At 74.7% G+C, this 9,582-nt stretch carries 11 protein-coding genes; 4 read left to right on the top strand and 7 right to left on the bottom strand.

All coding sequences use genetic code 11. The annotated features are described in order from the left end of the window. Positions 1 to 57: 57 nt before the first annotated feature. Together AB0E85_RS02840 and AB0E85_RS02835 are read right to left on the bottom strand one after the other, a co-directional pair. A complete protein-coding gene (locus tag AB0E85_RS02840; protein WP_361921743.1) occupies positions 58 to 2,133 on the bottom strand; it encodes a phage holin family protein in 2,076 nt (691 codons plus the stop codon). Between the two features lie 112 nt (positions 2,134 to 2,245). After that, positions 2,246 to 2,647, bottom strand: a complete 402-nt coding sequence (locus AB0E85_RS02835) for a hypothetical protein (RefSeq protein WP_102913940.1) — start codon at positions 2,645 to 2,647, stop codon at positions 2,246 to 2,248. An 83-nt stretch (positions 2,648 to 2,730) separates the two neighbouring features. On the opposite strand from AB0E85_RS02835, the gene AB0E85_RS02830 reads away from it, so the two are divergent. Together AB0E85_RS02830 and AB0E85_RS02825 are read left to right on the top strand one after the other, a co-directional pair. Then, positions 2,731 to 3,504 carry an MBL fold metallo-hydrolase gene (locus AB0E85_RS02830; protein WP_361921741.1) on the top strand — a complete coding sequence of 258 codons (774 nt, stop codon included), beginning with the start codon at positions 2,731 to 2,733 and terminating at the stop codon, positions 3,502 to 3,504. Between the two features lie 29 nt (positions 3,505 to 3,533). After that, positions 3,534 to 4,154 carry a VTT domain-containing protein gene (locus tag AB0E85_RS02825; RefSeq protein WP_361921940.1) on the top strand — a complete coding sequence of 207 codons (621 nt, stop codon included), beginning with the start codon at positions 3,534 to 3,536 and terminating at the stop codon, positions 4,152 to 4,154. A 69-nt stretch (positions 4,155 to 4,223) separates the two neighbouring features. On the opposite strand, the gene AB0E85_RS02820 is transcribed toward AB0E85_RS02825, so the two are convergent. The 4 genes from AB0E85_RS02820 to AB0E85_RS02805 all read right to left on the bottom strand — a co-directional run bounded on the left by AB0E85_RS02820 (position 4,224) and on the right by AB0E85_RS02805 (position 8,401). Next, entirely contained in the window at positions 4,224 to 5,285 is a 1,062-nt protein-coding gene (locus AB0E85_RS02820) for an MBL fold metallo-hydrolase (protein ID WP_361921739.1), read from the bottom strand. Further along, positions 5,282 to 6,529 carry an aminotransferase class I/II-fold pyridoxal phosphate-dependent enzyme gene (locus AB0E85_RS02815; protein WP_361921737.1) on the bottom strand — a complete coding sequence of 416 codons (1,248 nt, stop codon included), beginning with the start codon at positions 6,527 to 6,529 and terminating at the stop codon, positions 5,282 to 5,284. Before AB0E85_RS02815 ends, AB0E85_RS02820 begins: the two co-directional genes overlap by 4 nt. 179 nt (positions 6,530 to 6,708) lie before the next feature. Beyond that, positions 6,709 to 7,383 carry a hypothetical protein gene (locus AB0E85_RS02810; RefSeq protein WP_361921735.1) on the bottom strand — a complete coding sequence of 225 codons (675 nt, stop codon included), beginning with the start codon at positions 7,381 to 7,383 and terminating at the stop codon, positions 6,709 to 6,711. A 223-nt stretch (positions 7,384 to 7,606) separates the two neighbouring features. Continuing rightward, positions 7,607 to 8,401 carry an RNA polymerase sigma factor SigF gene (locus AB0E85_RS02805; protein ID WP_361921733.1) on the bottom strand — a complete coding sequence of 265 codons (795 nt, stop codon included), beginning with the start codon at positions 8,399 to 8,401 and terminating at the stop codon, positions 7,607 to 7,609. Between the two features lie 206 nt (positions 8,402 to 8,607). Between AB0E85_RS02805 and AB0E85_RS02800 the strand changes: the two genes are divergently transcribed. Continuing rightward, positions 8,608 to 8,832, top strand: a complete 225-nt coding sequence (locus AB0E85_RS02800) for a hypothetical protein (protein ID WP_361921949.1) — start codon at positions 8,608 to 8,610, stop codon at positions 8,830 to 8,832. Here AB0E85_RS02800 and AB0E85_RS02795 read toward each other — a convergent pair. After that, positions 8,786 to 8,965: a hypothetical protein gene (locus tag AB0E85_RS02795; protein ID WP_361921731.1), complete on the bottom strand. Its 180-nt coding sequence runs from the start codon at positions 8,963 to 8,965 to the stop codon at positions 8,786 to 8,788. The two genes, AB0E85_RS02800 and AB0E85_RS02795, sit on opposite strands and share 47 nt — an antisense overlap. Before the next feature lie 159 nt (positions 8,966 to 9,124). On the opposite strand from AB0E85_RS02795, the gene AB0E85_RS02790 reads away from it, so the two are divergent. Beyond that, complete coding sequence (locus AB0E85_RS02790) at positions 9,125 to 9,526, top strand: DUF2795 domain-containing protein (RefSeq protein ID WP_361921729.1); 402 nt, start codon at positions 9,125 to 9,127, stop codon at positions 9,524 to 9,526. Positions 9,527 to 9,582: the final 56 nt, after the last annotated feature.

The following is a 9,582-nucleotide window of genomic DNA, read 5'->3' as shown; positions in this document are numbered from 1 at the left end:
GTGCGGCGTCCGGGACGAACAGTGTGTGCGCCCGGTCCCGGTGGGCGCAGCCGATTTTCAGGCGGCGCGCTCCTCCTCGGCGGCCTCCAGCGGCACCTGGGGTCCGTTCGACTCACGCAGCCAGCGCCGCAGCACCCGGTGCACCTGCTCGGCCCCCACCAGTTCCTCGCCCTCCCCGACCGGCGCGGAGACGCCGAGCGGGGACAGCAGGAAGGGTCTGCCCTGGGCGCCGCCGAGGCCGCCGTGGGAGCCGATCTGCTCCTCGAAGGCGAGGACTTCGCCGTCGGCCGGGTCGTGCAGGGAGTTGACCATGATGTCGGCGGTGTGCGGGAAGGAATGGGTACGGCGTATCGCGTCTGCGGCGCCCGGGCCGAACGGGGCGAGCGGGCCCGGGTTGTCGTCGAGGTCGGCCAGCGGGATCTCGGCGCCGTACGCGCCGAGGACGACACCGCCGTGCTCCTCGCTGCGGACCAGCAGGAAGCCGATGCCGGGATGGTTGGCCAGGGTCGGCAGCAGCGCGGGGTGGCGGGCGTCGATCTCTTCCTTGCTCATCCGGTGCGTGACGTCCGGGAAGGAGATCAGGCCGAGGTTGCCGGAGGCCAGCACGATCGGCTCCTCGCGGCGCCCGGGGCGGCGCTGCTCACCGGCCTCCTCCACGGGGATGCGCAGCGCGGCGCGGACGGCGGCGCGGGCCTCCGCCCCGCTGCGGGTGCGCTCCGCCTTGCGCGGTACGGGCATGCCGCAGCCGGCCCGCACCAGGTCGCCGAGGGTGAGGCCGTAGCGGGAGCGGAAGGTCTCGCCGGGGCTCTGGCCGTGGTCGGAGAGCACGACGATCCGGTAGGGGCGCGGGGCGTGCTCGGCGACGTTCTCGATCAGGGCGAGCGAGCGGTCGAGGCGTTCCAGGACCTTCTGCGCGTCGCGGCTCGCGGGACCGGAGTGGTGGGCGACCTCGTCGTAGGCCACCAGGTCGGCGTAGACGGCGGTGCGGCCGGCGAGCATGTCGCCCGTCACGGCGGCGACGACGACGTCCCGCTCGACGACCGTCGCGAAGGCGCGGACCAGCGGGTAGAGGCCGCCGCGGGAGACGCGGGGGCGTTGTCTTCGCAGTCTCGCCCGGGTGGACTGGCCGATCTCCCGGCCCACCTCGGCGACGAAGGAGAGCGCTGTGCGCACGGCGTTGGCCGGATCGGAGAAGTAGGCGAAGTAGCCGTCCCGGGAGCGGTTCTCCCGGCTGCGGCGGCGGGTGGCGATGGACAGCACGAGGGCCTGCTGCTCGGCGCCGCCGCTGAACAGGTTGCCGCGGCTGGCGCCGTCGACGGTGAGGAGCCCGCCGTGCCCCGCGTACTCGACGGCACGGCGCTGGAGTTCGGCGGCGCTGGTCGGGCGGTTGCAGACGACCACTTCGCGGGTGTCCTTCTCGTACCAGCGGAAGGCGGGGACGTCGTGGTTGCTGCCGTGCAGGATGCCGAGCTGGCTGGCGCCGGTCTGGCTGGACCAGTCGGTGCGCCAGGGGGTGAGCCGGTGGGTGGGGCGGCCGCCGTCGCCTATGTCGAGCCAGCGGGCGACGGTGGGCATCAGGCCCTTGCCGACCGCGTCCAGCAGGGTGTCGTGACCGACGCCGTCCAGTTGCAGGAAGACGGTGCCGGGGCTCGGCGGGCAGGGCGGTCCGGACCGGCGGCGGCGGTCGGAGAGCCGGTACAGCCTGCGGCGGTAGGCGTCGTCGTCGCGTACGGCCAGGGCGGCGCCGGTCGCCGACGCCACGGCCGACATCACGGCGGCGACCACGACGGCGGTCTCCGGGGCGGCGGCGCCGCGCTCGGCGGGGTTGAGGTGCAGGGCGACCAGCAGCAGCGCCCCGTTCAGGAAGAACACCAGCAGCCCGAGCACGAGCGCCGGGACGAGGAGCAGGAGCCGGACGAGCAGTGGCCACACCAGGGCGGAGAGCAGACCGAAGGCGCCGGCGCCGAAGGCCGCCGTGACGGCGATGTCGGTCGCACTGTCGCCGTTCTCGGAGCGGAGCCGGAAGTCCGGGAGGATCCCGGCGAGCACGAGCATGGTGACGGTGGAGACCACCCACACGGCGGTACTCCGACCCACCTGACTGGCGGCCCGCCGCCACCGCACGCCCCGCACGCCCAGCCACCTCGCTTCTCGGGCCCGCAGCCGTCGCGGGCCCTCCCCCACAGTGTCTCAACGCCCGGTCGCGCCGTTTCGTCCCCAGGTCACGCCCCGGCCGGGGACGCCGTCAGCGCCCGTCGTAGCCGGCCGTCGGCATCGACAGCCGCCGGTGCACGCAGGCCTTCATCGCCGCGTCGTACGCAGGCTCCGCATGCCCCACCGTCTCGACGCGTACACCACGACGGGCACATTCGGCGGTGAACTCCTCGACGGAGGCGAGCGCGCTCTCCAGTACCCGCCGGCTGGGCGCGACGAACACGTCGAGGCCGGGCCGGACGCCGTCCCACAGCGCGCCGTGGTCGGGCCGCAGCCCGCGCACGAGTAACTCCCGGCTGACCACGTAGCCCCGCTCGGCGGCCCAGCGGGCGCACATCGCGTGCTGGCTGCGGGAGTCGACCAGGAACGGGTCGTCGTCCAGCTCCTCCAGCGGCGTCAGACTCGCGATCGCCGTGACCCGCACCGGCACCATGGCGCCCCCCTCACCTCCGGTTTCGCCGCCGACCCTACCCCTGCACGTAGGCTTCGGGGGAGTCGCGCGAAGGAGGCAATGAAGTGCCGGTGGAGATCACCTGGTGGGGTCACGCCACTTGCACCGTCGAGGACTCGAACGTGCGCGTGCTCACGGATCCCCTGTTCGCACGCCGGCTCGCACACCTGCGGCGCCGGCGCGGAGCGCTGCCGCCCCCGGGCGCCCCGCGGGCGGACGTGGCGCTGGTGTCGCATCTGCACGCCGACCACCTGCACGTGCCGTCGCTGATGCGGCTCGCCGCGGGCACGCGCCTGCTCGTGCCCCGGGGCGCACGCCGGGCGGTGCCCGGTCTGCGCCGGCTCACGCACCTGCGGGTGAGCGAGGTCGCTCCCGGGGACGAGACCCCGGTCGGTGACATCGTCGTCCGGGCCGTGCCCGCGCGGCACGACGGGCGGCGGCTGCCGTTCGGGCCGCACCGCTCCCCCGCCCTCGGCTACGTCATAGCCGGCGAGGCCCGGACGTACTTCGCCGGGGACACCGGGCTGTTCGACGACATGGCCAAGGAGGTCGGGCAGGTCGAGGTGGCTCTGCTGCCGGTGGGCGGCTGGGGGCCGTACCTGGGCGAGGGGCACCTGGACGCGGGCCGGGCGGCGCAGGCGCTGGAGCGGCTGGCGCCGAGCAGTGCGGTGCCGGTGCACTACGGCACGTACTGGCCGATCGGCATGGACGCCGTGCGCCCCCACGAGTTCCATGCGCCGGGGGACGAGTTCGTCCGGCTGGCGGCCCGGCACGCGCCGGGTGTGGCGGTGCACCGGCTGGGGCACGGGGAGAGCGTGCGTCTGGAGGGGGCGCGGTGAGCTGGTCCGCGCCCCTGGCGCTGACCGGTGTGCCCCTGCTCGCGGCGTCGGCCGTCACACCGGCGTCCGTGGTTCCCGAGTCGACGCAGCAGGCGATCGGGTATCCGACGCTCTTTGTGCTGGTGCTGGCCGGGGCGCTGGTGCCGGTGATCCCGACGGGGGCGCTGGTGAGTTCGGCGGCGGTGGTGGCCGTGCACCGGACGGCGCCGTTCTCGCTGGCGATGGTGTTCGTGACGGCGTCGCTGGCGGCGTTCCTGGGCGATGCGGCGCTGTACTGGCTGGGGCGGCGCGGGCTGAAGTCGAAGAACGGGTCGCGGTGGCTGGAGGCGATCCGGTCCCGGGCGCCGGAGGACCGGCTGGAGCAGGCGCAGGGGAAACTCGCCGCGCACGGGGTGGCGGTGCTGGTGCTGTCGCGGCTGGTGCCGGCGGGGCGGATCCCGGTGATGCTGGCGTGTCTGCTGGCGGAGTGGCCGATGCGGAGGTTTGCCCGGGGGAACTTTCCGGCCTGTCTGGCCTGGGCCGTGACGTATCAGTTGATCGGGATTCTCGGGGGGTCGTTGTTCGACGAGCCGTGGCAGGGCGTGCTGGCGGCGATCGCGCTGACCGTGCTGATCAGCGCGGTGCCGGCGGTGGTGCGGCGGGTTCGGTAGCGCCGTTCCGGGTGCGGATGCTCTCGGGGTGCGGGCTGTGGGCGGCTGGTCGCGCAGTTCCCCGCGCCCCTATGGCACATGCAGCACCTTTGAAGCGCCGACCGGCATGTCCCACAGGTTTTCCCGGGGCAGACCCGTCTCCTCCCATGCCGTCCGCACCCGCGTCAAGGGCTCCATGACCGGCTCGGCCGACAGGACGAACGTGCCCCAGTGCATGGGGGCCATCCTGGTCGCGCCCAGGTCCTGGGCCGCGCGGACCGCCTCCTCCGGGTCGCAGTGCACGTCGCGCAGCCACCAGCGGGGGTCGTAGGCGCCGATGGGCAGCAGGGCCAGGTCGATACCGGGGTAGCGGCGGCCGATGCGGGAGAACCAATGGCCGTAGCCCGTGTCGCCCGCGAAGTAGACGCGTCGGCCGCCCCGGTCGGTGAGCACCCAGCCGCCCCACAGGCTGTGGCAGGTGTCGGTGAGGGTGCGCTTGGACCAGTGGTGGGAGGGGACGAAGTCGAAGCGGACGCCGTCCAGTTCGGCCGCCTCCCACCAGTCGAGCTCCGTCACGCGCGTGAAGCGGCGGCGGTGGAACCAGCGGGCGAGCCCGGCCGGGACGAACACCGGGGTGTCGCGCGGGAGGCGGCGCAGCGTGGGGGCATCCAGGTGGTCGTAGTGGTTGTGGCTGATGACCACGGCGTCGACGCGCGGCAGTTCCTCCCACGGGACCCCCACGGGGGTGATCCGGGCCGGCGTGCCGAGGATCCGGCGCGACCACACCGGGTCGGTGAGGACGGTCAGTCCGCCGATGCGCAGCACCCAACTGGCGTGTCCCGCCCAGGTGACGGCGACGGTGCGGGCGTCGACACGGGGCAGCGGGGCCGGGGCGTAGGGCAGACGGGGGATGTCGGCGAGGCCCTCCGGGCCCGGTCTCACGGCGCCCTCGCGGGCGAAGCGGGCCATGGCCTTCAGGCCCGGGAGCGGCGCGGTCAGCCGGTCGTGGAAGGTGCGCGGCCACACCCGCCGCTCGGCCAGCGGGCGGGGTTCGGCCAGGGGCGGGTACGGGGGCGCGAGGGGGGACGGGAGCGCGGCCTCGTCGGATTCCCGGGTGGTCGTGCTGGTGGTCGACTCGGACTGCTGCGTCATCGAGGAGGCTCCCATCGCTGAGCTTCGTCGCGGAGATCGTCGAAGACCGACTTCAGTCGGCTCAACGCGCGGTGCGCCTGCGGCAGTTCCAACGGCGTGGGGGAGGTGAGGCATTCCGCCCGTTCCGGGTCGGAGCCACCCACGAGTGCGCCGGTGGAGAGCCGCACGCGCGGGGCTTCCAGGTCGTCGCCGAAGCGGTGCCCGCCCGGGGCGGGCATGCCGAGGCGTGCGGTGAGGAAGTCCTCCAGTTCCTGGGCGTCGCCGACGCCGTGCGCGGTCAGCGCGGGGCGCAGCGGGGCCAGGTCCACGTACAGGTGGCGGCCGGAGCGCGGGGGCCGGGCGAGGGCGCCCGCGGCGACGACGGCGGTGTGCGCCTCGGCGGCCAGCAGCGCGTGCAGGCGCACGGCGGCCGCCATGCGCGCGGTGACCGGTTCCGGCTCCCCCAGGGCGTACCCGGCCGCGGCGGCGACGGGCGCGGCGACGCGGGCGTCGAGGGCGGTGAGGACGTCGAGCACGCGCGCGTGCAGGCTCTGGCCGTCCTCCCCGGCCGGGAGGCGGGCCACGGCGGCCGGCCAGCCGGGCGGGAGCAGCGCCCCGGCCAGGTCGGTGACGACGGTGACCCGGTCGGGCACCATCTCGGCGGGGCTGAGCAGCACGGTGTCGTGCGGGTCGTGCAGGGTGTCGCGCCAGGTCTCGTCGCTGACGAGGTGCAGGCCCTCGCCCTGGGCGGCCTCGACGGTCTCGTGGAGCAGTTCGGGAGGGGCGACGGTCGCGGTGGGATCGTCGGCGACGGACAGCACGAGCAGCCGCGGGTCGCCGCCCTCGGCGCGGACCCGGCGCACGGTCTCCAGCAGCGCGTACGGGTCGGGGACGCCGCCGCTCTCCGGCGGGGTCGGCACATGGAAGGCGGGCCGCCCCAGCAGGCGTGCGTACGGCGCCCACCAGGCGGCGCAGGGCCGCGGTACGAGGACGTCGCCGCCTAGGGCGGCGGTCAGGGCGAGCAGCAGGGCGGGCGAGCCGGGGGCGGCGGCCACCCGGTCCGGGTCGCAGTGCAGTCCGCGGCGGTGCCAGTAGCCGCAGGCGGCCTCGCGCAGGGCCCGGCTGCCGCCGACCGGCTCGTGGCCGCCCCGGGACGCCGCGGCGGCGAGCACCGCGGACAGCTCCGGCAGGACCGGCAGCCCGTCCTCGGGGAGCGGCGGCCCGAACCGGACGGGGCCGTGACCTTCGGGGGCCGTGCGCCGCATCCGTACCTCCGCAGTGCCAGTGCCTGGTGCCGCCGTGTCGTGTGGCCGTCGCCCTCGGCACCTGAGTACCCAGAGTGCCGCCGCCCCATGGGCGCCCGGCAGGGTCGTGACGGTCACAGCATGAGCGGGGCCGGGCCGGGGAAACCGGGTTCTCCCGGGGGCGGGCTCCGGCCCGGGGGTCAGCGGGACGGGTCGCTCTCCCGGTTGCGCAGCCGATGCACGGCGGCTGCGCACGCGCCCGCGATCAGTACCCCGCCCGCGACCAGGGCGGGCACCGAGTCGGTGAAGGCCCCACCGTCACCGGCCCGTACCCCGCGCTGGACCGGTGCCGGGCCGCACTCGGTGTGGTGGCGTTCGCGGTGGTGCGAGGGTTCGGGGCAGGGCTTGTGGGTGGGGTGGTGCGTGGGCTGGTGCGACGGCTTGTGGGACCCGCCGTGCGCCACGGTGAACGTCGCGCTCCACTCCGTGCCCTCCCCGCCGGGAGCGGCCGGGCAGGTGCCGTCGACGGTCCACGCCGAGTCCTGGCCCAGGGCGTCCGGATCACCCTCGAAGTTGTCCGCGGAGGCGATGAGGGCCGTGCCGCGGTAGGCGGGTCCGGACACCTCGTCGTCGTTGCCGGTGACCCGCCGCAGCGGCACCGTGCCTTCGTCGAAGGCCTGTGAGGTGGCGTCGATGGTGTCGGGCGCCGGCCCCCCGGTCGGATCACAGCTGACCGACACGGTGAGGGTGCCCCCGGGGTGGACGGTGGCGGGAGTGACCTCGGCGGCCGGCTCGGCGAAGACGGCCGGCGCGGCGCCCGCGAGGGCTGAGCCGGCCAGGACGGCGACGGACAGGGCGTGCAGGCTGCGGCGCATCGAGGGGACTCCTTCGGTAGTCATACCCCTCTGCCATGACAGCCAGGCCGCTGTCACGTCGCGCGCGGCGGGGCCCCATTGGCGGGACAGCGCCACTCAAGCGGGTGAATCGGAGCGTCCCAGGGGCGCGGGGCCGTATCGATGCGCGGTTCCGCCGCACGGGCGCGACGAGCCACAGCGGGTCCGCACCCGCACGACCGCGTCGGCCCCCGCGGTGTCGGTGTCAGGCGACATCCCGCATGACCTGCTCCCGCACCCGTCCGCAGCACCGGCTGATCAGCCGGGACACGTGCATCTGCGAGATGCCCAGCTCCTCGGCGATCCTGCTCTGCGTCATGTCCCCGAAGAACCGCATGTACAGGATCGCCCGCTCCCGCTCGGGCAGCGCCGCCAGCCGGGCCTTCACGGACTCCCGGTCGACGACCGTGTCCAGCGCCGGGTCGTCGGATCCCAGCGCGTCGCTCAGAGAGTAGCCGTCCTCGCTGCCGGGCAGCTCCGCGTCCAGGGACAGCGCCGTGAAGCTCTCCAGCGCCTCCAGACCGGCCCGGACGTCCTCCTCGCTCATGTTCGCGTGCTCGGCGAGTTCGGTCACGGTGGGACGGCGCCCGGAGATGGTCTGGGACAGGTCCTGGCCGGCGATACGCACACGGTTGCGCAGGTCCTGGACGCGGCGGGGCACGTGCAGGGTCCACATGTGGTCCCGGAAGTGCCGCTTGATCTCGCCGGTGATGGTCGGCACGGCGTAGCTCTCGAAGGCGTTGCCGCGCTCGGGGTCGTACCGGTCGACGGCCTTGACCAGGCCGAGGGCCGCGACCTGGCGCAGATCCTCGAAGCTCTCGCCGCGGCTGCGGAAGCGTCCGGCGAGGCGGTCCGCCATGGGCAGCCAGGCCTCGACGATCTCGTCGCGGAGCGCGTCGCGCTCCGGGCCGGCGGGCATGGAGGTGAGCCTGCGGAAGGCCTCGGCGGTGTCGGGGGCGTCGTCGTGGGGGTGCCGTTTCGCGCTGGTTCGGGTCAGCATGATGCGTCGCAATTCCCTTGCAGATGCTTGGGGTCGGACGGTCACCGTGGAAGTGCATCCGCTGTGGGACAGGGCCTCGGTGGCGGCGCGCGACGCCGCTCCCACGGGCGTGCCTCCTGTCCGAAGCACTGAGGGGCGCCTGCCCCCGGCCCCCTCCCGCAAACCCGGGGGACGAGCCGCGGTTCGTCCGGTCGCGGCGCGAGGAGATGTCGGCGTTCCAGGCGGTGGGCTACGCCGAGTTGAGCGGTTCGTCCCGGGGTGTGCGCCGCGACGTCGGGGCCGGGCGCACGGAGCCGCCGCAGGCCACCTGGGACCCCATGGAGACGACCGCCGCCTCGGTCCTGAAGGGCGACACGGACCGGGGATCGATGGTCGAGCGGGGCTTCAGGGCGAAGGTGCGGGAGTTCCCGCCGGGGCGGGAGAAGAAGTGACGGCGGCGGGGGGCACACCGGCCGGTTCGGGCCGGCCGGCGTCCTCCTGCGGCAGCAGCAACTCCTCGTAACGTCCCAGCACCAGCACCACTCCGAGCATGAGCAGCGGGATGAGCACAGCGAGCATCGCCATGACGGGTCCTTCCCCAGAGAGGTGTGGGGGGTGTGATCCGGGTCTCCCGCAGAACATGGCGCAAACCAGTGCGGACGGCGGCGATCGGCCGCACGGAACCTGTGTCGCGGTCCGGTGTACGGGTACGCGGTGCGGGCCCCCGAACGTCTGGAGGGAGACATGCAGCGAGGCAGCGACCGGCTGAGCGTCCACCGGGACGACGAGATGAAGCACGAACTGCAGGGTCTGCTCAGGTCAGGGCACCCCACGCGCAGTGAGGAGTGGCACGACCCGGAGCCGGCCGCCGAGGACGACCCCGAGGTCGCCCGCGGGCCGGTGACGCCGAGCCGTGCGCCGACGTCCCTGGAGTCGGTCCGGCTGGAACTGGCCCGGATCCTGGGCCGCAGGGCGTTCCCCGCGAGCGCGCGCGACCTGGCCCGCGAGCTGCGCGGCCACCAGGCGCCCGACACCTTGGTCGAGGCCCTGGAAGGGCTGCCGCGCCAGGAGCGCTACGGCAATGTCCAGGAGCTGGCCCAGGCCCTGATCCGGGCCCGTGAGACCGGGCCGGAGGAGTACGCGTAGGACCGTGCCGGGGGCGCCGTGGGCTGCCGCGGCGCCCCCGCCGGCCTGGGAACGGA

This window comes from Streptomyces sp. NPDC029044 (assembly GCF_040637495.1).
Classification (GTDB): Bacteria; Actinomycetota; Actinomycetes; order Streptomycetales; family Streptomycetaceae; genus Streptomyces.
Note: the sequence above shows the minus strand (reverse complement) of the source record. Positions and strands in the feature narration are given on the sequence as shown.